This window comes from Clostridium tertium (assembly GCF_902652255.1).
GTDB classification, from domain to species: domain Bacteria; phylum Bacillota; class Clostridia; order Clostridiales; family Clostridiaceae; genus Clostridium; species Clostridium tertium_A.
On record NZ_CACRTO010000013.1, the window covers coordinates 88581 to 113320 of the forward strand.

General features: G+C 28.2%; 21 protein-coding genes and 1 pseudogene. 17 read left to right on the forward strand and 5 right to left on the reverse strand.

Annotation, left to right across the window (positions count from 1 at the left end; genetic code table 11):
• Positions 1-13: 13 nt before the first annotated feature.
• The 4 genes from GPX08_RS05355 to GPX08_RS05370 all read left to right on the forward strand — a co-directional run bounded on the left by GPX08_RS05355 (position 14) and on the right by GPX08_RS05370 (position 5115).
• Complete coding sequence (locus tag GPX08_RS05355; protein ID WP_156625810.1) at positions 14-715, forward strand: LrgB family protein; 702 nt, start codon at positions 14-16, stop codon at positions 713-715.
• Between the two features lie 255 nt (positions 716-970).
• Complete coding sequence (locus GPX08_RS05360; protein ID WP_156625811.1) at positions 971-2815, forward strand: tetratricopeptide repeat protein; 1845 nt, start codon at positions 971-973, stop codon at positions 2813-2815.
• A gap of 218 nt (positions 2816-3033) precedes the next feature.
• Entirely contained in the window at positions 3034-4128 is a 1095-nt protein-coding gene (locus GPX08_RS05365; RefSeq protein WP_156625812.1) for a hypothetical protein, read from the forward strand.
• Positions 4129-4224: 96 nt separating this feature from the next.
• A complete protein-coding gene (locus GPX08_RS05370) occupies positions 4225-5115 on the forward strand; it encodes an undecaprenyl-diphosphate phosphatase (protein ID WP_156625813.1) in 891 nt (296 codons plus the stop codon).
• 162 nt (positions 5116-5277) lie between these two features.
• Here GPX08_RS05370 and GPX08_RS05375 read toward each other — a convergent pair whose 3' ends face one another.
• On the reverse strand, positions 5278-6213 hold the full coding sequence (locus GPX08_RS05375) for a hypothetical protein (RefSeq protein WP_156625814.1): 936 nt from the start codon (positions 6211-6213) through the stop codon (positions 5278-5280).
• A gap of 298 nt (positions 6214-6511) precedes the next feature.
• Between GPX08_RS05375 and GPX08_RS05380 the strand changes: the two genes are divergently transcribed.
• The gene (locus GPX08_RS05380; RefSeq protein WP_156625815.1) at positions 6512-7612 is read left to right on the forward strand and encodes an ATP-dependent 6-phosphofructokinase; all 1101 of its coding nucleotides are present in this window, start codon (positions 6512-6514) and stop codon (positions 7610-7612) included.
• 154 nt (positions 7613-7766) lie between these two features.
• Positions 7767-8546 carry a serine hydrolase gene (locus GPX08_RS05385; RefSeq protein WP_156625816.1) on the forward strand — a complete coding sequence of 260 codons (780 nt, stop codon included), beginning with the start codon at positions 7767-7769 and terminating at the stop codon, positions 8544-8546.
• A 447-nt stretch (positions 8547-8993) separates the two neighbouring features.
• On the opposite strand, the pseudogene GPX08_RS05390 reads toward GPX08_RS05385, so the two are convergent.
• A pseudogene (locus GPX08_RS05390) lies at positions 8994-9146 on the reverse strand (CoA transferase); the annotation flags it as partial.
• A gap of 571 nt (positions 9147-9717) precedes the next feature.
• On the opposite strand from GPX08_RS05390, the gene pyrB reads away from it, so the two are divergent.
• From pyrB to GPX08_RS05425, 7 genes are all read left to right on the forward strand, one after another.
• A complete protein-coding gene (pyrB, locus tag GPX08_RS05395; RefSeq protein ID WP_156625817.1) occupies positions 9718-10644 on the forward strand; it encodes an aspartate carbamoyltransferase in 927 nt (308 codons plus the stop codon).
• Positions 10645-11076: an aspartate carbamoyltransferase regulatory subunit gene (locus GPX08_RS05400; protein ID WP_136005807.1), complete on the forward strand. Its 432-nt coding sequence runs from the start codon at positions 10645-10647 to the stop codon at positions 11074-11076.
• 18 nt (positions 11077-11094) lie between these two features.
• Entirely contained in the window at positions 11095-12291 is a 1197-nt protein-coding gene (locus tag GPX08_RS05405) for an amidohydrolase family protein (protein WP_156625818.1), read from the forward strand.
• A gap of 9 nt (positions 12292-12300) precedes the next feature.
• Positions 12301-13176 (forward strand): orotidine-5'-phosphate decarboxylase, encoded by an 876-nt coding sequence (gene pyrF, locus GPX08_RS05410; protein ID WP_156625819.1) that lies wholly within the window; start codon positions 12301-12303, stop codon positions 13174-13176.
• Positions 13177-13189: 13 nt separating this feature from the next.
• The gene (locus tag GPX08_RS05415; protein ID WP_156625820.1) at positions 13190-13927 is read left to right on the forward strand and encodes a dihydroorotate dehydrogenase electron transfer subunit; all 738 of its coding nucleotides are present in this window, start codon (positions 13190-13192) and stop codon (positions 13925-13927) included.
• Between the two features lie 19 nt (positions 13928-13946).
• Positions 13947-14846, forward strand: a complete 900-nt coding sequence (locus GPX08_RS05420; RefSeq protein WP_156625821.1) for a dihydroorotate dehydrogenase — start codon at positions 13947-13949, stop codon at positions 14844-14846.
• A gap of 229 nt (positions 14847-15075) precedes the next feature.
• Positions 15076-15915 (forward strand): hypothetical protein, encoded by an 840-nt coding sequence (locus tag GPX08_RS05425; protein WP_156625822.1) that lies wholly within the window; start codon positions 15076-15078, stop codon positions 15913-15915.
• A 95-nt stretch (positions 15916-16010) separates the two neighbouring features.
• On the opposite strand, the gene GPX08_RS05430 is transcribed toward GPX08_RS05425, so the two are convergent.
• On the reverse strand, positions 16011-17411 hold the full coding sequence (locus GPX08_RS05430; protein WP_156625823.1) for an amino acid carrier protein: 1401 nt from the start codon (positions 17409-17411) through the stop codon (positions 16011-16013).
• Positions 17412-17653: 242 nt separating this feature from the next.
• Positions 17654-20311 carry a peptidase gene (locus GPX08_RS05435; protein ID WP_156625824.1) on the reverse strand — a complete coding sequence of 886 codons (2658 nt, stop codon included), beginning with the start codon at positions 20309-20311 and terminating at the stop codon, positions 17654-17656.
• Positions 20312-20417: 106 nt separating this feature from the next.
• On the opposite strand from GPX08_RS05435, the gene yunB reads away from it, so the two are divergent.
• Positions 20418-21074: a sporulation protein YunB gene (gene yunB / locus GPX08_RS05440; protein ID WP_156625825.1), complete on the forward strand. Its 657-nt coding sequence runs from the start codon at positions 20418-20420 to the stop codon at positions 21072-21074.
• A 186-nt stretch (positions 21075-21260) separates the two neighbouring features.
• Here yunB and hpt read toward each other — a convergent pair whose 3' ends face one another.
• Positions 21261-21788: a hypoxanthine phosphoribosyltransferase gene (gene hpt / locus GPX08_RS05445; protein ID WP_156625826.1), complete on the reverse strand. Its 528-nt coding sequence runs from the start codon at positions 21786-21788 to the stop codon at positions 21261-21263.
• Between the two features lie 246 nt (positions 21789-22034).
• Between hpt and GPX08_RS05450 the strand changes: the two genes are divergently transcribed.
• The 3 genes from GPX08_RS05450 to GPX08_RS05460 are packed head-to-tail and all read left to right on the forward strand — an operon-like array spanning position 22035 to position 24723.
• Positions 22035-22814, forward strand: a complete 780-nt coding sequence (locus GPX08_RS05450; RefSeq protein WP_156625827.1) for a hypothetical protein — start codon at positions 22035-22037, stop codon at positions 22812-22814.
• 5 nt (positions 22815-22819) lie between these two features.
• Positions 22820-23296: a DUF4358 domain-containing protein gene (locus GPX08_RS05455; protein ID WP_156625828.1), complete on the forward strand. Its 477-nt coding sequence runs from the start codon at positions 22820-22822 to the stop codon at positions 23294-23296.
• A gap of 23 nt (positions 23297-23319) precedes the next feature.
• Positions 23320-24723 (forward strand): MBOAT family protein, encoded by a 1404-nt coding sequence (locus GPX08_RS05460; protein WP_156625829.1) that lies wholly within the window; start codon positions 23320-23322, stop codon positions 24721-24723.
• The last annotated feature ends 17 nt before the right edge of the window (positions 24724-24740 follow it).

The following is a 24740-nucleotide window of genomic DNA, read 5'->3' on the forward strand; positions in this document are numbered from 1 at the left end:
AAGAAGGATAGAAATGAGTTTATTAACAGAAAATATTTTATTTGGAGTAGTTATTTCTTTACTAGCCTTTGAAATTGGATTATTTCTTTATAAGAAGACCAAACTTCCTATATTTAACCCACTTTTAATTGCAATTATTTTAATTATTGGATTTTTAGTAATTTTCAATGTAAGTGTGGAAGATTATAATCGTGGTGGAGAATTTATAAATATGTTTTTAGGACCGGCAACTGTAGTTTTAGCAGTACCTTTATATAAACAGCTTCAACTTTTGAAGAAGCATTTACTTCCTATATTAACTGGGATTTTAATAGGTAGTGCAGTGAGTGTTACATCGGTTGTATTGTTAGCTAGTATCTTCGGCATGGAAGAAGTTTTAACTATTTCATTAATTTCAAAATCAGTTACTACACCAATAGGCATAGAAATTACTAATCAATTAGGTGGATTACCCCCAGTTACTGTATTAGCTATAGTAGTTTCTGGAATAATAGGTGCAGTGATTGGACCTTTAATATGTAAGATATTTAAGATTAAAGATAAAGTTGCAATTGGAATAGCATTAGGAACAGCATCACATGCGGTTGGAACTACAAAAGCTATTGAACTTGGAGAAACTGAGGGGGCTATGAGTTCGTTATCAATAGGAATAGCTGGTATTATGACAGTGTTTTTAGCACCGGCAATATATTTCTTTTTAATTAGATTACTATAATTTTAAAATTTATATAAGATTAGCAGAAATGATTTTATGAAATTACATATCTAATTCATATTTTAAATAGTAGCTATTTTATAGTAGCTACTATTTATTTTTAAGTGTAATTTTACTTGACAATTTACAATTTATTGTAATTAAATTATTAAAATATATTGACAAATTCAAATATTTAATTGTAAATACTTAAAAACTTTGATAAAATTGATAATATCGTAAAACAAGAAGATAATCTTATTTGTGGAGGTAGAAATGAAGGAGCCTAAATCACTTTTTTCTGCTATAATAAATCCTGTGAAACCGTTTTTTGAAAAGATTTCACAAGGTGTTATGTCATTTTTTAGACTTATAAAAAATGTATGTAAAAAAATAGCTGCAAAATATAAAAAAGCAAATGAAAAAAATAAATACACAGAACCTATAGTAATGATAAGTACTTCATGTTTACTAATATTATTTATGGTACTTATTATTAAGAATGCTACTACTATAGAGCAGGTTGATATTACTAATAATACTGCAGAAGTATTATCTTATGAAAATAAATATGATGAAGCTGTAGATGAATATAAAAATCTACAGAGTAAAGAAGCATGGCCAATATGGAATGCTAAGGTTGCTGATATTTATTCGATAAAGGGAGAGACTAAGAAATCAAATTCTCTATTAAAAGAAATAGTTGTTGTTAGAGATAAGATAATTAAAGAAGAAGGTTATTCTAAAAATAAAGAGAGAGATATTGAATTAATTAACTCTATTCTATTTACTTTTGCGTCAAATGGTGAATATGAAGAGGTAATTAGTTTTGGTGAAAAGTATATTAATGATTATGGTAGTAATAGGGATACATTAAATATACTATTCCAAGCATATTTAGTTAAGGAATATACATATAAAGCAGAAGAGTTAACAGAAGAATATCCTTTAGACAATAATTCAGCTTATGATAAAGCGGTACTAGCTAATATGAATATAATGGTTGATAGATGGGATAAAGGGTTAGATCTTTTAAAGTCTGCATGGGAAACAGATAAAAACGAACTTAAGATTTATGATGTAATAAATAGTATTTATGCTTATGATAAGGATAAGTTAATTAAAACCTTAGAAGAAAAAGTAAAGAATACAGATGATGTTGGATATAAGGCGCTATTAGCTAAAGCATACTCTATAGCAAAAGATACGTCTGAAAAAGCTGTTGAATTAACCAAGGAATTAGAAGCAGATGGTGTAGTTAACATAGGTGTAGATTTAGTTAATTTTGAAGCTTACAATAACCTTGGAGAAAAAGCTGAAGCAGAAGACTATATAAATGAAGCTGCAAAGAAAGCAAAAGCATGGAATAAAGAGTCATACACAACATATTATTTATTATCGCTAAAGAGTGAATATAATAATAAGTTAGAAGAAGCACTAAGCTATGCCAAAAAGGCAGTACTTGCTGATTCTAAGTATTCAAATACTTACGGAAGCTTAATTCCTAGACTTCAAATTGCAATGGGCAAATTTGAACCAATAGAGATTTATTATAGAACAGCTATTCAAAAGGATCCATTTAATTATAAATTGATAATGAGTGTTGCAGATTATTATACTAATTATCAATCAAATAATGATAAAGGTATGAAATACTATGAATTATTGTTAGAAATAAAAAAAGAAGATATTAGTTTATATAAGAAAATTTTTGATTTTAAGATTAAAAATGAAAAGTATGATGAAGCAATTCCATATTTAGAAGAAGCAATAAAATTAGATGAAAATAATTCAGATTATTATAGAATATTAGGTACTATATATCTTAATAACTCGAATTTTGATGAGGGAATAGAACTAGTTAGAAAAGCTTACTCAATGAATGAGAAAGATTCGATAGCTTTAAATAATGCAGGATGGTATTACATGACTGTTGAAAATGATATTGCAAGAGGTTTTGATAATATTAAGTCTGCTTATGAAGATATGCCTGTTTCATTAGATGAATCTATTAAAGAAAAGTTAATAAGTAACTATAATAATGCTAAGAAGGTTTATGATGAATTCTTAAAAGATGAAACAAATGAATTTGATACAACTAGTATTGATTTAATCTTTTAAAATCGCATAAAGATGAATTTACCAATAATTAATATTGTTAATTAAGAGGCTGTCGTAAAAATAGCCCAAATTGAAAATGAAGAATTATTGAAGTAATTCTTATAAAATTACTAAAACTAATTTCTATTAAAAACTCCTTCGGGAGTTTTTTCATTAATTTTTCATTATTCATTTTGCGACAGAGCTATTTTAATACTATGTATATAGGGGGAGTTTATATGAAGATATTTAAGAGGATTCTTATTACTGGAATCGTAATTATGATTTGTGCATTAGCATTTATCTACACTTTTAATGGTAAGTTTATTAATGATTTATTAATAAAAAATTGGGACAATATATATAATGAAAATAATATAGAGTTTTTCTATAGTAAGTCTGATGACGAAAAGATAAAGATTTTAAAAGATAATTATGATTTAGAAGAAAAGGTTAAAGGTGTAGATGGACAGCTTAACAAGGCGATTAAGGTTGCTGAGGTTTTAGAAAATATTATTACATTTGATGATGTGCCAAGCACAAATAGGATAAATGGATTTGATATTCTTAAGGAAAAAACAGGTGAAAAGAAGGTGGCAGCAAAGGACCTTGGGATTATATATAGAGATTTCCTTCAAAGTCTAGGATACACAGCAAGAGTTGGTGAATTTAAAAGAACGAATGTAGGATCTAATAAAGAAAAATCATATTATGTTGTTGAATATTGGAGTAAAGAATATAACAAGTGGGTTATGATCGACTTCATAGATAAGGGATACTTTGATAATGAGGGGTTCCCTTGTAGTGCTATGGAAGTTCTAGAAAATGATATTAGAAATTATAATTATACAGGAAGTAGTAAGAGAAGTGATTATATTCCAATGCTAAAGAAAACACTATATACATATACAATTAACATTGATAATACTACTGATATGAAAAGAAGTAATAGTTATATAACTTATATTAAGGATACGGACTCTATAGCTTTAAAATTTAAGGGGAATTATGTAGGTCCTACTATATTTACAGAGAATAAAGATATAATTAATAAGAATCCTATAGATAAAACAGAAACTAAGGATGAAAAAGCTTATTTAATATTAATGAAAAAACAAGAAAAGACTGAAGATAAGGATGATAAGCAAGAAAGCTTTATTGTTGGGGCTTTTAAGGATGGAAAAATACTAGATGAGTACTATTTAAAAGAAAATGATAATGAATATAGAAAAGTGAATAAGTACACAGATATATTATTTAATGAAGGTGATAATGTTATTTCTCTTTCTTTAGATGGTGAAAATACAGTAAGTTCAATTGAAGTAAGTAATTAATAAGAAAATCTTAATATTTTAGGTAATAGACAGTAAATAATAATACAGTTATAATAAAAATTGTTGTAATATAGGAAGTTTTAAGGAGGGAAAATAATGGGTTTAGATTTTATCTATATATTTAAAGCTATAATAATAGCAATAGTAGAAGGTCTAACAGAGTTCGTACCTGTTTCATCTACTGGACATATGATATTAGTTGGTAGTTTAATTGGATTTAGATCAGGTGGAGTAGGTGCTGAAGAGTTTGCTAAAATGTTTGAAGTTGTAATTCAACTTGGTGCAATACTTGCAGTAGTGGTATTATATTGGAATAAATTATGGGGAGCCGTTGTAGACTTTTTTACTTATATTTTTTCAGGTGGAAAGAAGGGAAAGAAAGGCTTCCAATTTGGTATAAATGTTATTATTGCATCAATACCAGCATTAATAATGGGATTAACTTTATATGATAAAATTAAAGGTCTATTTAAACCTTCAGCAGTTATAGTTGGTTTTATAGTTGGTGGTATATTATTAATTATTATGGAAAACTTATTTAGAAATAAGACATCTAAAAGAGGTAAAACTCCAACTGTAGATGTTTTTGACTTAACTCCAATGCAATCATTAAAGGTTGGATTATTTCAAGTTTTATCTATGTGGCCAGGAATGTCAAGAAGTGCATCTACAATAATGGGAGGTTGGGTTGCTGGACTTTCAACTCCAGTAGCAGCAGAGTTTTCTTTCTTTTTAGCAGTTCCAGCTATGGTTGGTTCTTCAGCTATGGATTTATTTAACTTTGATTATTCTATAATGAATTCTACATATATAGTAGCTTTAATAGTTGGGTTTATAGTAGCATTTATTGTATCAATAATAGTTATGGACATGTTTGTAAGTTACTTAAAGAAGAAACCTATGAGAATCTTTGCTATATATAGAGTAGTGGCTGGTATAGTATTACTTGCTTTATCTTTAGCTGGAATAGTAACTCTTACAATATAAAAATTCAAGAAATAAAGAAGTAATTTGATCAGAATTACTCAATAAAATTTATAAGGGCTATGGCTAAGAATTTACATGCAATATATTATTTTTGTTAATTTAAAATTATCATGATATATTGAAGTATTTATTCTTAATACCATAGCCCCATATTAATTCTTTTTATTCATTTATTATAGCTTCTTCAAGATTTTTCTTTAAGCTATTTATTTTTATTTCAGTACATTGTAATTGGGCAGTTAAGTTATTTTGTATATCTGAAACTTTATATCTTAATACTTTGGTAGATCTTAAAGCAGATTTAATTTTGTCTTGTATTATATAGTCAGTGAAGAAGTTGTCAAAGATATAATCCATTGCTCCTGAAAATCCATCTAAATCTAAAGATATGTTTATATTATCACTTAAATCATTTAATTCAGAATTATATCTATTTAACAGTACTTTTATAGAGTTAATAGAATTAGAGGCATCATTCATTTTAGATCTTTTTGCCATTGTGGCAATAAAGTCTCCACCAATCATGTCATAAACTCCCCAGTTTAAAGCACTATTTAAATTAGATATAGCAACATCTATGCCAGGTATAAGGTTTGTACCCTCTCTTAAAGCTTCTTGAATTTCTTTCTTTTCTAAGGAAAGTTTATTAATTTCTTCAAGTATTTTAGAAATTTCTAAGCTTTTTTCATTATTAAGATTTATTATATACTCAGATGACTTTTCTAATAAATCATTGTACTTTAAATCAATATTGCCAATATCACATATTGCTTTGTTCAAAGATTCTTTGTTAGATAAAAGCCTATTTAAATAATCTTCTACTTCAATAAATTTTGCTTGTGCTTCTAAGTATTCAAATTTTTCTTTTGAGATTTTATCATCCATATTTCCTTTAATCTTATGAAAAATATATGATAGGCTAAGAGACTCTAGCTTATCTACATCCTTTTTTTCTTTATAAAGACTGATTTTTAAATCATTATATTTGTTTTTTGTAGTAGAAATCTCGTCATCTAAACTAGAAAGTTTAGATTTTAATTTTCTTAAAGTATTTTTTTCTTCTTCTAGTTTTAAAAACTCTTCGTTAAAGCTAATCATTTTACACCCTCCAAACAATAGATATAATTATATTATAAGGTATTAAATACTATATATCAAGGCTTAATTTTAAAAAATTTCCAATTATTTTTTGTAAATTATAATTTAAAAATTTTCTGAAAAATATAAAATAATATGCTTTTCAGTATAAAATCTTTATGATATCATTAAATAAGAAAAGAAAAACAACATTTTGAAAACAATTGCAAAATTAGACTTTTTTTTAACAGCAATTGACAGAAAATTTCAAAAGTATAATCAATTCTAAAAACTAACGTAGTGGGTAGGGGGATTTTTTATGTCACAACAAATTAAAAAAATAGCGTTACTAACAGGTGGTGGAGATTGTCCAGGATTAAATGCAGTTATTAGAGCCGTAACTAGAACAGCAATATTGAACTATGGAATGGAAGTAATAGGCTACAAATTTGGTTATAGAGGATTATATAATAATGATTTTGTACCTCTAACATTAGATAGCGTATCAGGTATCCTTCACAGAGGAGGAACTATATTATATAGTTCAAATAAGGACAACTTATTTGATTATTTAGTTGAAGAAGATGGCGTTATGGTAAAAAAAGACGTTTCAGATGTGGCAGTTGAGAATTTAAAAAAAGAAGGCGTAGATGTATTAATAGTTATAGGAGGAGATGGAACATTAACTTCTGCTAGAGATTTCGCAAGAAAAGGAGTTAATGTAATAGGCGTACCTAAAACTATAGATAATGACTTAGCATCTACAGATGTTACTTTTGGTTTTAATACAGCTATTGATGTTGCAACAGAAGCTTTAGATAGGCTTCATACTACAGCGGAATCACATCATAGGGTTATGCTATGTGAGGTTATGGGTAGAGGTGCTGGATGGATAGCATTAGAATCAGGAATCGCTGGTTCGGCTGATGTTATTCTTTTACCTGAAATGCCTTATGATATTAATAAAATTGTTGATAAGGTTAAAGAAAGAGAAGAAGCTGGAAGAAGATTTAGTATTGTGGTTGTAGCAGAAGGCGCTAAGCCAAAAGATGGTGATGTTGTTGTTGCTAAGATAGTTGCAGATAGTCCAGATCCAATAAGACTTGGAGGTATTGGCAATAAATTAGCGGACGATTTAGAAAAGCTATTACCAGATAAAGAAGTTAGATGTACAGTCCTTGGACATATACAAAGAGGTGGAACAACATCAACATATGATAGAATTCTTTCTACAAGATATGGCGTTGGAGCTGTTGAACTAATTAAAGAAGAAAAATTTGGACAAATGGTATGTTTAAAAGATGGTAAAATCTCAAGCGATAGCCTAGAAAATGTTATAGGTCAAAAATCAAAACTAGTTGATCCTAATGGTGAATTAGTAAAAATGGCTAAGAAAATAGGAATTTCTTTTGCTGATTAGGGAATTATAGGTGGTGGAGATATTGCTCCACCACTGTTTTTTAATAATTTTTAAATAAAATTATATAAAGTTTTGATGAATACTTCAAAATTTTCTGACAATATGATATAATTTTAATAGGCATATAATTACAGTAAGAAAGCTGGAGGGTATTATGAAAGAAATAAAGAAATATTTAGAATCAAGAATAGGAACATATGGATTTTTCTTTGAGGATTTAAAAAGTGGTTATATTTATGGGTATAATGAAAACGTTCAAATTACAGCTGCAGGTTGTATGAAATTGCCTATAGCAGTATCATTAATAAAAGCTGTAGAAGATAAGAAACTAGATTTCTTAGATAAGATTAAAATTGATGGTAAGGATAAGGTTTATGGTACAGGGATAATACATGAGTTTAATGAAAGAGAATATACTCTTTTTGAATTATTAGTTGCAATGTTAATTCAAAGCGATAACACAGCTGCTAATAAAATTATAGATATCCTGACTATGGACAAAATTAATGAAAATATAGATGAAATGGGTCTGAAAAATACAATTTTAAATAGAAAGACTACAGATGAGAGAAATTCAAAAGATGAAATAGAAAATATTACATCTGCATTAGATTTATCAAAGGTTTGGAAGCATTTATATAATGCAACCTATTTAAATAAAGAAAATAGTCAAATGCTTATTGATATATTAATGAGACAGCAGATTAAGAATAAATTAGCATTATATATTCCTGATGATTTAAAGTATGAGATTTCTAGTAAAACAGGTGATAAAGCTGGTGTTGAAAATGATACACAACTTATTAGACTATCTAAAGGAAACTTTAGTTTTACAGTTTTATCTATGGGAATACCTAATAGCGTCTATGGAACAGTTACGTTAGCAAAATGTGGGAAAATGATGTGGGATAATGTAATGAATAACTGGCATTAAGATTAAGAGTGGCATAACTCCTAGGTTTCTAGGAGTTATTTTTTTATATTACTGAATTTATATAATATAAAATTAAAAAGTCTCACTAGAATCGAAGATCTAGTGAGACAAAAATAAATATTAAATCTATATTGAAATAATAATAAAATAACAATTTTACAAGGAGACACTATTATAAACAATTAATTTCTAGTAAAGTTAAGAATATGACTATACAGTTATATCATCAACGTTTACTGGAACTGTAACATTATCATTACCAGCTGTAGCGGCTAAAGCAGATTGGTTTTCATTAGCAGCAGCAGCTCCAGCAGCGGAACCAGAAGCAGAACCTGCAGCAGTTGTTTCAGTTTCGCTTTCACTTTCAGTTGAAGTAAGTCCATTAGTTACTGTAATATTAATATTGATGGGCTGATTATTGCTAGTTGTATCTGTATCTGTAGTTTCCTGGCCTTGAGCTTGAAGTTGTAATTGAGATTGTAACTGAGCTTGTAATTGAGCTTGTAACTGAGCTTGAGCTTGAGCTTGTAATTGGGCCTGCAATTGGGCCTGCAATTGGGCTTGTAATTGAGCTTGAGCTTGAGCTTGTCTTTGCTCTTGTTCTAGATGTTGAAGCTGTCTTTGTATTTGATATAATAAATTTAAATAATTACTTGAATTATTCTTGGCGGTAAATTCTTCATAAACATAATCAAGATAAGAATCAAATTTAGAATTATCATAATCAGTACTGTTTGACATATAAATCCTCCTTTATCTTTAGTATTAAAACTTAAAATTAGTAATATTAATATAAGATATAATATGTAATCTACTATAATAATGGTACTACTTTATATTAAATACATAATATAAAGTTATGAAAGAAGTATAAGTTAATTAATTACTTAAGCTAATAATTATTAAAATTTTAATTAAATAATTATTATATAAATATATAGAAGTTAATTAAAAAAGATTTATTGACAACATTGTATAGAAGTGTTATTCTAATGAAAACGAAGACCTTTAACTTAATCCAGAGAGATTAATAAGGGAGATTTAGGTATTAATAAATACTACAGGCTTATTATGTCTTCCTTAAGTTTAAGGGAGGCTTTTTTTATGAGATTTATACTTAATTACAACGTATATACCTTTAAATTTAACACTGAGATGTTAATAAGGAGTGATGAATATGACAAAAAAACATTTAATTGACCCTATGGATTTTTCTAAGGAAGAATTAGAAGAAATATTCAATTTAGCACATCAAATAATTGCAAATCCAAAAGAGTATTCTAATGTATGTGATGGAAAGATATTAGCTACTCTATTTTATGAGCCAAGTACTAGAACAAGATTTAGTTTTGAAGCTGCAATGATGAGACTTGGAGGAAAAATACTAGGTTTTTCTGAACCTAACTCAAGCTCAACTGCAAAGGGAGAAACTTTAGCAGATACTATTACTATGGTATCAATTTATGCTGATATAATTGCAATGAGACATCCTAAAGAAGGTGCTGCAAGACTTGCAAGTATGTATTCAGAGGTTCCTGTAATTAATGCAGGAGATGGTGGTCATCAGCATCCAACTCAAACATTAACTGATCTTTTAACTATCAAATCACTAAAAGAAGGATTAAATAATCATGTAATTGGACTATGTGGAGATTTAAAAAACGGAAGAACTGTTCATTCCTTAATTAAAGCTATGTCAAGATATGAAGGAACAAAGTTTATTCTAATTTCTCCAAAAGAGCTTTCAATACCTACATATATTAGAGAAGAAGTTTTACTAAAGAATAATGTGGAATTTAGAGAAGTAGAAAAGTTAGAAGATGTAATAGAGGAGTTAGATATTCTTTATATGACTAGAATTCAAAAAGAGAGATTCTTTAATGAAGAAGAGTATTTAAGATTAAAGGATAGCTATATATTAGATGTAGAAAAGATGAAATTAGCTAAAGATGATATGATAGTTATGCATCCACTACCAAGAGTTAATGAAATAGATATAGAAGTAGATAAAGATAAGAGAGCATCTTATTTTAAACAAGCTGAGTATGGAATGTATGTGAGAATGGCATTAATTGCTAAGCTTTTGGAGGTGGTTTAGATGTTAGAAATAACTAGTATAAAAAATGGGTTAGTAATAGACCATATAATGGCTGGTATGGGAATAAAGATTTTTAACTATTTAAACTTAGATAAGGTAAATAGTCAAGTTGCTTTAATTATGAATGTAGAAAGTAAAAAAGCATGTAAAAAAGACATCATTAAAATAGAAAATATAATGGATATAGATTATACAATATTAAGTTTATTATCACCACACTTAACTATTAATGAAGTTAAGAATGGAGAGATAGTAAGAAAAATAAATCCTGAACTACCTGAAAGAGTAGTTGATGTTATTAAATGTAACAATGGGAATTGTATTACTACTGAAGAGAAATATGTTTCACATACCTTTAATTTAATTAATGAAGATAAAGGAACATACAAGTGTGATTTTTGCGACCATATAATGAAATTATCAGATTTATAAAAGGTATGAGGTGAAATTATGAATATATTAATAAAAAATGCTAGAGTAGTAGACAGTTTACAGGATTTTAATGGAGATATTTTAATAGAAAATGGAATCATTAAAGAAGTGGGATTAGATTTAAATAAGGAAGGTATTGAAGTAATAGATGCAAAAGAGCATACTGTAATGCCAACATTTATAGATACTCATGCTCACTTTAGAGAACCAGGATTAACATATAAGGAAGATATAGAAACTGGATCTAGAGCTGCTTTAAGGGGAGGATATACTGGAGTTTGCTTAATGGCAAATACTCAACCAATCTGCTCAAGCAAAGAAGTTCTAGAAAGAGTTAGAAATAGAGAAAAGGAATTAGCTTTAGTAGATTTACACCAATGTGTATCAGTTACTAAAGGTTTCAATGGTAAGGATCTTAGTCACCTAGATGATTTTGCTTCCGATGAAAGACTTAAGGCAATTTCAGATGATGGTGTTGGTGTTATGGATTCAGAAATAATGTATGAAGCTATGAATAAGGCTAAAGAACATAACTGGATTATAATGTCTCACGCTGAGGATAGAGGATTTTCTGATATAGATATGACTATGGCAGAAAATATAATGACTTTAAGAGATATATATTTAGCTAAAGAAACTGGTGCAAGACTTCATATGTGTCATGTAAGCACAAAAGAGGCTATAAGCTATTTAAGAGAAGCTAAAGAAGAATATGATAATATTACTTGTGAAGTTACACCACATCATATCTACTTAACTAAGGATGTTAACAATTATAGAGTTAATCCCCCTATAAGGGAAAGAGAAGATGTAGATGCAATTATAAAGGCAATTAAAGATGGTGTAGTAGATTGCATAGGAACAGATCATGCACCTCATACAAAGGATGATAAAGAAAAAGGATCACCAGGAATGGTTGGACTAGAAACATCATTCCCTATATGTTATACTACTTTAGTTAAGTCTGGCGCTATAACATTAAATAGGTTAAGTGAGATAATGTCTAAGAATACTGCTAAAATTCTTGGAATGAATAAGGGATTAATTAGCCCAGGGTATGATGGAGATCTAGTTATACTTAATTTAGATAAAAAGATAAAAGTAGATTCCAATGAATTCCATTCAAAGGCTAGAAATACTCCTTTTGAAGGTATGGAGTTTTATGGAGAAGTTGAAATGACAATAAAGGCTGGAAAAGTACTATATAAAAAATAGGAGGACATTATGAAGAGTATTATTGTAGACAAGTTATATAAAAGAGTTGAAGAAAGAGGAGTAGTATGTGTTGGATTAGATACTGCCCTAGATTATATACCAGAGTACTTATTTGAAGGAAGAAGTAATGTTGAAGCATTAGTAGAATTTAATAAGCAAATAATAGATGCAACAATTGATGTAGCAGCATGTTTTAAAGTGCAAATTGCTTATTATGAAGCTTTAGGTATCGATGGAATGATAGCTTATAAAGAAACATTATCATACTTAAGAGAAAAGGATGCAATAATAGTAGCTGACATAAAAAGAGGTGATATTGCAGCAACTGCTAAGCAATATGCAAAGGCTCACTTTGAAGGTGATTTTGAAGCTGACTTCATAACATTAAGCCCTTATATGGGAATGGATAGTATTGAACCATATGTGCCTTATATGGAAAAGGGAACTAAGGGAGTATTTACTTTAGTTAGAACTTCTAATAAAGGTGCAGAAGATATAGAAATGCTTAAAACTGAAGATGGTAGAGATGTTTATAAAGTAGTTGGAGATAAGCTTAAAGCTATTGGAGATTCAATAGTAGGTGATTGTGGATATTCAGCTATAGGTGGAGTAATAGGTTGTACTCATGTAGAAGAGGGAATTGAAATAAGAAAGAGATTTAACAATATGTTTTTCTTAATTCCTGGATATGGTGCTCAAGGCGGAAAAGCTACAGATGTTGCTATGTATTTAAATAATGGTAACGGAGGAGTTGTTAACTCATCTAGAGCTATACTTTTAGCATATAAGAAGCAAGAAGGAAGAGAAAAAGAATTTGCTTTATGTGCAAGAGAAGAAGCAATTAGAATGAGAGATGAAATAAGAGAAGCTGTAGAAAATATCTAGGGGGATGAGAACCATGGCTTATACTAAATCTAAGGTTTTATTAAATGAGAGAATAGTTGACAATATATATAAGATGGTAGTGGAGGATAATAATGAAGTAAAGCCTGGACAGTTTTATATGCTAAAACTTAATGGCCAAACTTTACTTCCAAGACCAATAAGTGTTTGTGAAAAAAACGAAGGAACTATTACTTTTCTATACGCTGTAGTTGGACAAGGAACTAAGGAATATGCAGTCTTAGAAAAAGGTGATTATATAAACTTAACAGGACCTCTTGGGAATGGATTTAAAATAGATGAGAACCTAGGTAGAGTAGCTCTAGTAGCTGGAGGAATAGGAACAGCTCCAATGCTAGAAGTTGCAAAGAAACTTAGAGAAAATAATAATGCAAGCAAGTTAGATTTATATGCAGGTTTTAGAGATGAAGTATATTTAATAGAAGAAATTAAAGAGTATGCTGATGAAGTATTTTTAACTACTAATACAGGTAAATATGGACATAAAGGTTTTGTAACAGATGTATTAAAACCTGAGGACTATGATGTTGTATTATGTTGTGGACCTGAAATAATGATGAAAAAAGTTATTGAAATGTGCAAGGAAAAGAATGTTAAAATACAAGTTTCTATGGAAAAACATATGGCTTGTGGAGTAGGGGCATGTTTAGTTTGTACATGCAAAACTAAGGATGGACATAAGAGAACTTGCAAAGATGGCCCAGTATTTGATGGCTATTATGTAGAACTTTAAAATCAAAGGAGGCATTTAAATGTTAAAGGTAAATATAAATGGAGTAGAATTTAAAAATCCAGTAATTGCAGCTTCAGGAACCTTTGGTTTTGGAGGAGAGTACAATGACTTTTATGATGTTGGAATACTTGGAGGAATATCATCTAAAGGATTAACTTTAAACCCTAAGGATGGTAACGAAGGAATTAGAGTATATGAAACACCATCAGGAATGATGAATTCAGTAGGACTTCAAAATCCAGGTATAGATAGATTTATAAGTGAAGAGCTTCCAAGAATGAAAAAGCTAGGAACTAATATTATAGCTAATGTTGGTGGCGGATGCATGGAAGATTATGAAGAAGCTATTGAAAGACTAGTAGGAACTGATATAGATATGATAGAACTTAATATATCATGTCCTAATGTAAAATCTGGTGGTATGGCATTTGGAATTAAGTCAAATGTTGCTTATGATGTAGTATCAAAGATTAAGAAAATTGTAGATAAGCCACTTATGGTTAAGCTTTCACCAAATGCGGAAGATATAGTGAGAATGGCAGTAAGTTGTGAAGAAGCAGGAGCGGATTCAATTTCTTTAATTAATACATTAAAAGGCTTTGCTATAGATCCGTATAAAAGAAAGCCCATATTTAATAATGTATATGCAGGACTTTCTGGTCCAGCTGTAAAGCCAATAGCTTTAAGAATGGTGCATGAAGTATCAAAGGCAGTTAATATACCTGTAATAGGTTTAGGTGGAATATCTACTGGACTAGATGCAATAGAATTTATGATGGCAGGGGCTACAGCTATTCAAATAGGTACAGTTAACTTTGCAAATCCAATGGCAGGAAAAGAAATAATAGAAGAAATGGAAGAATTCTTAAAGAATCAAGGAATTAAAGATATTAATGAAATAATAGGATGCATAAAGTAAACAAATATTCATGATGTATGAAAACAAAGCTTCCAATAATATAAGTATATGGACTAGTTAGTTTAAAGTTACCCATTAACTTATATTGTTTGGTAGCTTTTATATTTATAATAAATATATTTAAATTATAACTTTATATTCTGATATAAATAGGTTAAAATATAGAGAGAAACTATAAAGTCATTGTATTAAAAAACTAAAAGTTTTTTATATAGTCAAGGAGGATACAATGAGACCGAAAAAGATAAGCATAATTTCAAGTATTATAATTGTTATTTTAATAATATCTATAGTAGTATTAGTAAATAATATCTTAAATAAAGGTAGTAAAGAAGTGAAAATTGCTAAGCATTTCATTGAAGAGCTTTATGATGAAGATATTATTAATGGTGAAAATGGATTTGAAATTTCAGTGGAGGAAGATGCTTTAAGGAAGATTTCTAATAAAAGCTCTAAAATAAAAAACTCTGTAATGGTTGGTAGTTACGCAGTAGATATCGATAAAGAGTACAAGGTATTAGGATTTTCAAATAAGAATATTACAGAAGTAGTTAGTGAAGGTGCTGATATTATTTCAGAAGATAAGGCAATATCATTAGCAGAGATTTATTTAAATAAAATAACTAAGGATGATTATCTATTTAAAGAGGTAAAAGTACAAGAAGATTCACAAATGCCAATATATAATATTAATTTCTATAAGTTAAAAGATGGACATCCGTATTATAAACAAGAAATAAATGTAGCTATTAATAATATTACTGGTAAATTAGAAGGATATACTAATTATCCAGTAGATAAAATGAAATATATAAATGATGTAAATATAACTGAAGAAGAAGCTAAGGATATTTTACAACATAATTTGAAAAATCTAGATTTGAATTCTCAAATAATTAATGATCCTATATTATACTATATTAATATTTCGGATAATGAAATGGTACTAGCTTATAAGTTTGAGTGTAAAGTAAAAAATAAAGATAATAAGGAAGATGATTTAGTAACCTTTGTTAGAGCTGATAATAAAGAAGTTGTTAACCTTAATATAGAGGTAGCAGCTAGATAATAAAAGATATTTGAATGTATTTATAAAAAAAAGACTATCTTAAGATAGTCTTAATTAATAACTATTTAATAAAAAAACTCCAATAGGAGTTTTTTTTATTTCCATTCAGTTACTTCATCATCAAGCTCTGGAATTGAAGATGCTTTAAATACTGGTTCTTTAATTCCAGCTTTCTTTTGTTTGTTATAATCCTCCAATGCCTTAAAGGCAATCTTACCAAGTAGTACTATAGCAATTAGATTAATTATTGCCATTAGTCCCATAAATACATCAGCTAGATTCCATACTATATCCATACTTACTAATGAACCAAAGAATACCATTAATGCAACGGATATTCTGTAGATAGATAAGTATATTTTTTTATTAGTTATAAATTGAATATTTGTTTCGCCATAATAATAGTTACCAACTATAGAGCTAAAAGCAAATAATAATATACATATTGAAATGAATATTCCACCCCAGGAACCTACTTGTGAGCTTACTGCTAGTTGAGTAAGTTCAATACCTTTAATACTTCCATCTAGTGGAACACCAGATAATAGAACAATAAATGCTGTACAGCTACAAATTATAATTGTATCAGTAAATACACCTAGAGTTTGTATAAAGCCTTGCTTAATTGGATGGGATACTGTTGCAGTTGCAGCAGCATTAGGAGCAGATCCCATGCCTGCTTCATTTGAAAATAATCCTCTTTTAATACCTTGCATCAAAGCAGCACCTATAGAACCACCAACAAATTGATTAATACCAAAGGCATTTTCAAAAATTAATGAAATAATGCTTGGAATAGCAGTTATATTCTTAAATACAATGAATAAAGCAACTAAGATATAAGCTATTGCCATAATTGGAACTAGAACACTTGATACATTAGCAATTCTTTTAACTCCACCAAATATAATTATAACTGTTAAAATTGTTAGAACTATTCCTACAATTTTAGTATCAATCCCAAAGGAGCTATTTAGTGATAAAGCAATAGTATTAGATTGAACTGAGTTAAATACAAGACCGAAAGAGATAGTAATTAATATAGCAAATATTACACCCATCCATTTCTTCTTAAGACCTTTTTCCATATAGTATGCTGGTCCGCCTATAAAGTTAGAACCATCTTTCTCTTTATAAATTTGAGCTAAGGTAGATTCTATAAATGCTGAAGCAGAACCGATTAGTGCTATAAGCCACATCCAGAATATAGCTCCAGGTCCACCTATAGCTATAGCAGTAGCAATACCAGCTAAGTTACCAGTACCAACTCTTGATGCTGTACTTATACAAAAAGCTTGAAAGGATGAAATAGTATTTTTATTATCTTTAGATTTAGCTCCATCCCCAAGTAATCTAAACATTTCTTTTATATTTCTAAATTGAACAAATTTAGTCTTAAAGGTAAAATATAGTCCAATTATTATTAACATTGCAATTAATATATAAGTCCATAATATATCATTGAATGCTAAAATTATGTTATTAAATAATTCCATATAATAATCCCCCTTTTTCTTTAGTAAAAAATTATCTAATAGATATAATATAATAATTATGATGAAATTGCAAGAAATGAGTAAAATTTATTCATAAAATGTTTAAAATATAATATTTTTAGGCTTAAATTTGTGGAAAATGAATAAGATTAATTTATAAGATTCAATAATAAAATGATAAAAAACAAGGATGAATATATTATATTCATCCTTGTTTTATCTTTTAATATTATTTTATATTACTAAGTATTAGGTGCATTTTCATTATTGTTATTATTATTCTCATTGTTATTTTCATTGTTAGAGTTGCCTTCATCACCAGATTCAAGCTCTATAATTATAGTATCACCTTTCTTGGCTTTTTGAGCTGAAAGGGATTTTATTTTTCTATTCTTAGATTCATTATTCTTAATAGTTGCTGTAATGCCCTTAGATTTTAAAATACTTACCGCTGCATCAGCATCGCTACCTATGTTTATACCTAAATCAGATAATTTAAATTCTTCAACAGTTACTTGTGGTTTACTATCATCCTTTTCAGTAGGAACAACGTACTTAGAATCAGCTGTATTTTTAGATGCATTATCCTTTTTTATAAATACTCGTTCTTCAATGAGATTTTTAGGAGTATTTTCTGTAGCTAACTTATTGTTGTTTTTATTTACCTTAGCAGTTACGTGAATATCACATACGCCAGAAGGCTCTGTGCCAGAAATAAACATTTCTGTATAAACTCTAGAGCCTCTTTGGTCCCTTGAACAAAGGTCAGTTGCTCTCTTGCCAGAATCTTTACAAATTGAAACATTTGTAACTCCACCTGGATTTCCATCAAATTCTTTATATTCTAAGTTAGCGTGGATTGGTGCCATCATAGCTCCCCATAATGAAGCTGCAGATGAGCTATAACTTGCTCCTCCCATCTTGCTATGATCATCATATCCAATCCAAACAGCACCTGAATAATAAGGTGTAAGTCCAGCAAATAAGAAGTCAGTAACAGAGTTAGTAGTTCCTGTTTTACCTATTACAGGCATATTAGGGAGTTTTGCTAAAGCACCATCAAAAGTTAAAGGACCTTTAAGCAAATCTCTCATAATATAAGCTGTTTGAGGAGAAAAAATTTGCTCTTGGTTAGGTTTAGCTTCTAATATTATTTTCCCATTTGCATCTACAACTTTAGTATATAAAGTAGGTTCAATACGAACACCATTATTTCCAAAAGTACCAAAGGCAGATGCTAGTATAAATGTATTTCCACCATCGTAAGAACCATCTGAGTTTTCACCAGTAAATTCACCAAGTGATAATACAGATAATGTCCTTGAGTCTGGACCATAAATTAACCCTAGTTTTTCAGCGTAGGATAATCCAGTTTCAACACCTAATCTATCTTCAACCATAATTGTTGGCACGTTTTTAGATAAAGCAAGGGATTGTCTAGCAGTAATATATCCATCAGATTTAAAGTCCCAGTTTTGAGGATTCCATCCTGGATATTTAGCCTTAATTGAATCAGGTAATGATGCATCATCAAATACAGTACCAGCAGTAATAGCTTTAGCATCTATAGCAGGTCCATAAACTGATAATGGTTTAGTAGTTGAACCTATAGATCTTAAAGCATCATAAGCTCTATTAGTAGATCTTGCAGGCTGATCACCTCTACCACCAACTAAGGCCTTAACTTGACCAGTTCTATAATCAACAATAACTGCTGATGCTTGTAATTTTAGAGTTCCTGTGTCATCTGTAACTTCTGGGTTTGCGTATATATCAAGTTGTTTAATACTATTTCTATCATCTAATACTGCTTGTGTAGAATCTTGCATAGCTCTATCCATAGTAGTATAAATCTTAAGACCACCATTTGAGAATAATCTATCTACTTCTTCATCTGTATATTTATATGTTTCCTTTAAATCTCTTCTTACTTGGTCTATTGCAGGATATACAAACCATTCATAGTTTATCTTGTAAGTAATTACAGTTTGAGAAAATGCAAAGCTATTGGCATCAGTAAAAGCATAAGCTTCATCATATTCTTCTTGGCTTATTTTACCTAGTTCTAGCATTTTCATAAGAACAGTTTTAGTTCTATCTAAGTAAACTGTAGGATCTTTTATATTATCAGGATGATATGGACTATAAGCTGAAGGTGCTTGAGTTAACCCTGCAATAAATGCTGATTCAGCTAAAGTTAAATCTTTTGCACTTTTATCAAAGTAATACTTAGCAGCAGCTTCTACACCATAAACATTTCCTCCTAGGGGAATAGTATTTAAGTAGGCTTCTAATATTTGATCCTTACTTAATTTTTTTTCAAGACTTAAAGAAAGATAGATTTCCCTAACTTTTCTTTCTATCTTTACATCATTAGTAAGTAATGTGTTCTTAATTAATTGTTGAGTTAGAGTAGAACCACCTTGGATATTTCCCTTACCTGTTACATAATAGATTGCAGAGCTTATGGCAGAACCAATAGTTCTTTTAAAATCTACACCACTATGTTTATAAAAACGCTCATCTTCAATTGAGACATAAGCATCTTTTAAGTATGGTGACATTTCATCTAGTGTAATTTTATATCTTTCTTCTTCAGTAGGTAAATTGTCTATATAGTTTCCTTCGCTATCATATAGCATTGAAGGCTCGTTTAAATTCAATACTGCATTAACATCTAATGGGTCAGTGCTTTTAATAATTGCAAATATATAGCCAAGTCCCACAACAAAGCATAAAAGACCAGCGATTAGTATTCCAAGTAATGTTCCTTTCAATATTTTTTTATATTTCGGTTGATTTTTATCTTTTTTATTCTTTTTATTTCTTTTGCTATTGTTTGTTTTTTTCTTAACATTAGCTTGGCTTTTTTCTGATCTAGAAGTTTCTTTATTAGCCATTTGTTCCTCCCTTATAATCATAATTATTTAATAGTTTAAAATAAATAATATAGTATATTATAGCATATTTATATAAAGAGTAAAATAATAACTCTAGAAGGTGCCTATGAACTATTATACAAAAAAACCTAAAATACGATATAAAATCAAACACCCCAAGATTATATTGGTTATTATTGCCATATTCGCCTTGGTTAATTCCATATTGTACCTATTTGATAAAAATATTTTACCAGCAGTTTTATCTATTGGTGAAGAGAGGCTTAAAAGAGAAGCCACAGAAATTATTAATGAAACAGCTTTAGAGATTTATTCTAAAGAATTTAATTATTCAGATATGATAATTACTGAGAAAGATAATGAGGGTAATATTACTATGCTTAGAGCAGATACTGTAAAATTAAATTATTTATCATCTAAGCTAGTATTAGAAGCAAATGAAAAAATAGATAAGCTTGAAGAAATTGGACTTAAGGTACCTTTAGGGTATATGACAAAAAACTTAGTGTTTTATAATTTAGGACCAGATGTAAGTGTGAAAATGACTCAAATAGGTAATATTTCTAGTAGTTATGAATCGATATTTGAGAGTGCTGGAATAAATCAGACTAGACATAAAATATATTTAAATGTAAACATGAAAATGAAGGTTATAGTTCCTTTAAACAGTGTAGAAGTAGAAGTTGCTTCACAAATTCCAATTTCAGAAACTATAATTGTGGGTAAAACACCAACTACAGCAATAGATTTAAATAAAAACTAGATATAACAATGTATAATGTATAATTTAGAATGTAGAATGTAGAATGGCGGAAAAACTCCTTAGGGAGTTTTGGCAATTGGAGTATTAATTAAAAAGGGCTGTTTTTTATAACAGCCCTTTTTAATGATATTTTTAAAACTCCATAAGGAGCCTCTTCTTTAATTCTTCATTGCGCCACAGCACGTTCTAGTTGTTTTCCCAGTTAAATACGTATGGAACATTTCTGTAGTAGCTTTCATAATCAAGTCCATATCCTACTACAAATAAGTCTTCAATTTCAAAGCAACAATAGTCTGGCTTTAATTCTACTTTTCTTCTAGATGGTTTATCTAAAAGTGTGCAAGTCTTAACAGATTTAGCACCACGGCTTTTAACGTAGTTAATTACAAATTCCATAGTATATCCAGTATCTATTATATCGTCAACTATAAGTACATCAAAGCCTTCAATATTATCAGGGATATCATTAACAACCTTAACTTCACCAGTACTTTCTTCTCCGTGACCATAACTTGAAGTTGTCATAAATCCAACCTTAGCCTTTAAATCTATAGCTCTAAAGATATCAGCTCCGAATATAAAGCTTCCTCTTAATAAAGGAAGTACATAAAGATTTTTATCCTTATAATCTTCTGATATTACTTTTCCAAGTTCTTCAATTCTATTTTTTATTTCAGTTTCAGTGAAAAGAATGTTTCTTTTTTTGTCATCCATTAGATTAATCCTCCTAAAAATATGATGGAAAAAGCTTATACATTTGTGTTTAATTAAATTTATTATAAATTTAATATTACATATTTTTATTATATTTGCAACTTTATTTTGATTGTGAAATATTCATATCAATTAAATATTTAAAATAAATGTAACAATTATGTATTTGCTATGTAATAATTTTGTAACTCATAAAGGATAAATGAAACTATAATTTTATTTAGGAATGATTTGAGGTGTTTACATATGAAAAAATGGATATTAATTTTAGCAAGCGTAATATTAATTTTTATAAGTTTACGAGGAATATTTTTTAGTCCTATTATGATTAAGGATGATAAAAGAATTAATAAAGCCATAGAGGTTCTAAAGAAAAATGAAAACAAAGATATAGAAGTGATAAAAAATAATATTGCATTAGAAAAAGAAAAATATAAAAAGGAAGAAATAATACTGTCTTCTGAAGATGTTAGTTTTTTTCAATTTTATAAAGATACTTTGTTTTTAGGTGATTCTATAACAGAAGGATTAATAGATTATGAATTTGTTAATGTGTACAATGTTGTATCAGAAAAAGGAGATAATGTTAAGGATGCAATTAACAAAATAGAGAAGATTAAACAAATAAATCCTGATAATGTAGTTCTTTTTTATGGTATGAATGATGTAATAGAGTTTGATGATTCAAATGAAAATTTGACGAAAAATATCTTTAGAGAAAAATATATAAGTTTAATTAATAGTATTAAAAGTGAATTACCTAATATAAGTATATATGTAATTTCCCCTACTAATGTAACAGAGGATGCTATAAAGACTAACTATAGATTAACTAATGAAAATATTTCTGAATTTAGAAATATTATTAAGGATGTTTGTGATCAAACAAATGTAACATATGTAGATGTAAATTCTAAGATTTGTAATAGAGAAGATATATATGAAGGAGATGGAATTCATTTTAAATATGAGTTTTATAATATTTGGTTAGAGACGTTAAAGGAAAGCATTTTGAGAGGAGAATAAGATAAATGAAAAGAGTTAAATATTCAAGAATTTATATTATAGAAGTATTATTAGTAATATTAATTTTTATTTTAGCCTATCCATTTTTAAAAGAGAAAGATTTGAATATAACAACTCTAAGTGAGGATATTAATGAATTTATAAATGAAGATTATAAAGAAGGTACAATAGAAGATTTAAGAAAAATATATGGTATATCTAGAAATGATATAAATGATTTTATTTTTTTCAGATCGAATAGCAATATGAATCCGAAGGAAATTTTAGTTGTAGACTTTAAAAATGAAGATTTACTAAAAATTAATAAGGAAAATATAAATAAAGTTATAGAGAATAAAAAAAGTAGCTTTAAAGACTATAATGCTGATGCTTATTCACTTTTAGAAAATAGTGTTTTTGAGACTAAGGGCTCTAATTTAATATTTATAGTTAATGAAGATAATAAAAAAATAGAAAAAATTATAAATGAAAATTTTAGATAAAGTAAAAAACGAGGTAATAAGATATGGTTTTTAGTAGTTTAGCTTTCATTTTTGTATTCTTACCTATAGTATTATTATTTTATTATATTTCACCTTATAAATATAAGAATATAATATTATTAATTTTTAGTATCATATTTTATACATTAGGCGAACCAAGGTATATTTTTTTAATAATTGTTAGTATGATAATAAATTATATTTTATCAATACTAATTTATAAAAATAGACGTAATATTGAAAAGAAAAAGTTGATTCTTTTTACTATTATATTAATTAACATAACTGTACTAGTATTTTTCAAATATTATTCTTTTTTAATAGAAAATATAAATATAATTTTTAATATTAATTTAAAAATAAGAGAAATTTCTCTGCCATTAGGAATATCATTTTATACTTTTCAATTAATCTCCTATATAGTGGATGTTTATAGAGGAAAGGTAGTACCTCAAAGAAATATAATAAATTTTTCTTTATATGTACTGATGTTTCCACAACTAGTAGCAGGGCCTATTGTAAAGTATTCGGATATAGAAAGAGAAATAGAAGATAGAAAAATAACAATAAACATATTTGGACAAGGTGTTGAACGGTTTATTTTAGGTTTAGCAAAGAAGGTTATAATAGCTAATAATTTAGGGAGCATTTGGATGGAAGTAAAGGCTATAAATATTAATGAGTTATCTTTGTTAACGGCATGGATAGGTATTGTAGCATTCACGCTTCAGATATATTTTGATTTTAGTGGTTATTCTGATATGGCTATTGGCCTTGGAAAAATGTTTGGTTTCAATTTCTTAGAAAACTTTAACTATCCGTATATGTCAAAAAGCATAACTGAATTTTGGAGAAGATGGCATATATCCCTTGGTAGCTGGTTCAAGGAATATTTATATATACCATTAGGAGGAAATAGGAGAGGACCTCTAATTCAATTTAGAAATATTATTATTGTATGGCTAACAACTGGATTGTGGCATGGGGCAAGTTGGAATTTTATTATTTGGGGTTTTTATTTTGGATTTATATTATATTTTGAAAAAGTTTATTTAAAGCATATATTAAATAAGTTACCTAAATTTATATGTCATTTATATACTATGATAATTGTTATAATAGGGTGGGTATTCTTCGATGCTAATAATATAAGATCAGCAATTGATTATATAAAAGTGATGTTTGGATCTGGGAATATTGCTTTTGATAGATTAGGATTATATTTATTTAATACCAATATAATATTAATAATAATTTCTATAGTGGTATCTACAGATATTTTAAAAAAGACTATTGAAAAAATTAAGAAGGTTTTTAATAGAAATGATTTGATGCTAACAGTATTTATAGAATTTAGTATATTTATAGTAAGTATAGCTTATTTAGTATCAGAAACTTACAATCCATTTTTATACTTTAGATTTTAGAAGTAAGGTGAATACAT

Bases quoted from the DNA above. Each gene is read 5' to 3' on its own strand.
- GPX08_RS05355 (WP_156625810.1), top strand. From the start codon at position 14: ATGAGTTTATTAACAGAAAATATTTTATTTGGAGTAGTTATTTCTTTA.
- GPX08_RS05360 (WP_156625811.1), top strand. From the start codon at position 971: ATGAAGGAGCCTAAATCACTTTTTTCTGCTATAATAAATCCTGTGAAA.
- GPX08_RS05365 (WP_156625812.1), top strand. From the start codon at position 3,034: ATGAAGATATTTAAGAGGATTCTTATTACTGGAATCGTAATTATGATT.
- GPX08_RS05370 (WP_156625813.1), top strand. From the start codon at position 4,225: ATGGGTTTAGATTTTATCTATATATTTAAAGCTATAATAATAGCAATA.
- GPX08_RS05375 (WP_156625814.1), bottom strand. From the start codon at position 6,213: ATGATTAGCTTTAACGAAGAGTTTTTAAAACTAGAAGAAGAAAAAAAT.
- GPX08_RS05380 (WP_156625815.1), top strand. From the start codon at position 6,512: ATGTCACAACAAATTAAAAAAATAGCGTTACTAACAGGTGGTGGAGAT.
- GPX08_RS05385 (WP_156625816.1), top strand. From the start codon at position 7,767: ATGAAAGAAATAAAGAAATATTTAGAATCAAGAATAGGAACATATGGA.
- pyrB (WP_156625817.1), top strand. From the start codon at position 9,718: ATGAATATGACAAAAAAACATTTAATTGACCCTATGGATTTTTCTAAG.
- GPX08_RS05400 (WP_136005807.1), top strand. From the start codon at position 10,645: ATGTTAGAAATAACTAGTATAAAAAATGGGTTAGTAATAGACCATATA.
- GPX08_RS05405 (WP_156625818.1), top strand. From the start codon at position 11,095: ATGAATATATTAATAAAAAATGCTAGAGTAGTAGACAGTTTACAGGAT.
- pyrF (WP_156625819.1), top strand. From the start codon at position 12,301: ATGAAGAGTATTATTGTAGACAAGTTATATAAAAGAGTTGAAGAAAGA.
- GPX08_RS05415 (WP_156625820.1), top strand. From the start codon at position 13,190: ATGGCTTATACTAAATCTAAGGTTTTATTAAATGAGAGAATAGTTGAC.
- GPX08_RS05420 (WP_156625821.1), top strand. From the start codon at position 13,947: ATGTTAAAGGTAAATATAAATGGAGTAGAATTTAAAAATCCAGTAATT.
- GPX08_RS05425 (WP_156625822.1), top strand. From the start codon at position 15,076: ATGAGACCGAAAAAGATAAGCATAATTTCAAGTATTATAATTGTTATT.
- GPX08_RS05430 (WP_156625823.1), bottom strand. From the start codon at position 17,411: ATGGAATTATTTAATAACATAATTTTAGCATTCAATGATATATTATGG.
- GPX08_RS05435 (WP_156625824.1), bottom strand. From the start codon at position 20,311: ATGGCTAATAAAGAAACTTCTAGATCAGAAAAAAGCCAAGCTAATGTT.
- yunB (WP_156625825.1), top strand. From the start codon at position 20,418: ATGAACTATTATACAAAAAAACCTAAAATACGATATAAAATCAAACAC.
- hpt (WP_156625826.1), bottom strand. From the start codon at position 21,788: ATGGATGACAAAAAAAGAAACATTCTTTTCACTGAAACTGAAATAAAA.
- GPX08_RS05450 (WP_156625827.1), top strand. From the start codon at position 22,035: ATGAAAAAATGGATATTAATTTTAGCAAGCGTAATATTAATTTTTATA.
- GPX08_RS05455 (WP_156625828.1), top strand. From the start codon at position 22,820: ATGAAAAGAGTTAAATATTCAAGAATTTATATTATAGAAGTATTATTA.
- GPX08_RS05460 (WP_156625829.1), top strand. From the start codon at position 23,320: ATGGTTTTTAGTAGTTTAGCTTTCATTTTTGTATTCTTACCTATAGTA.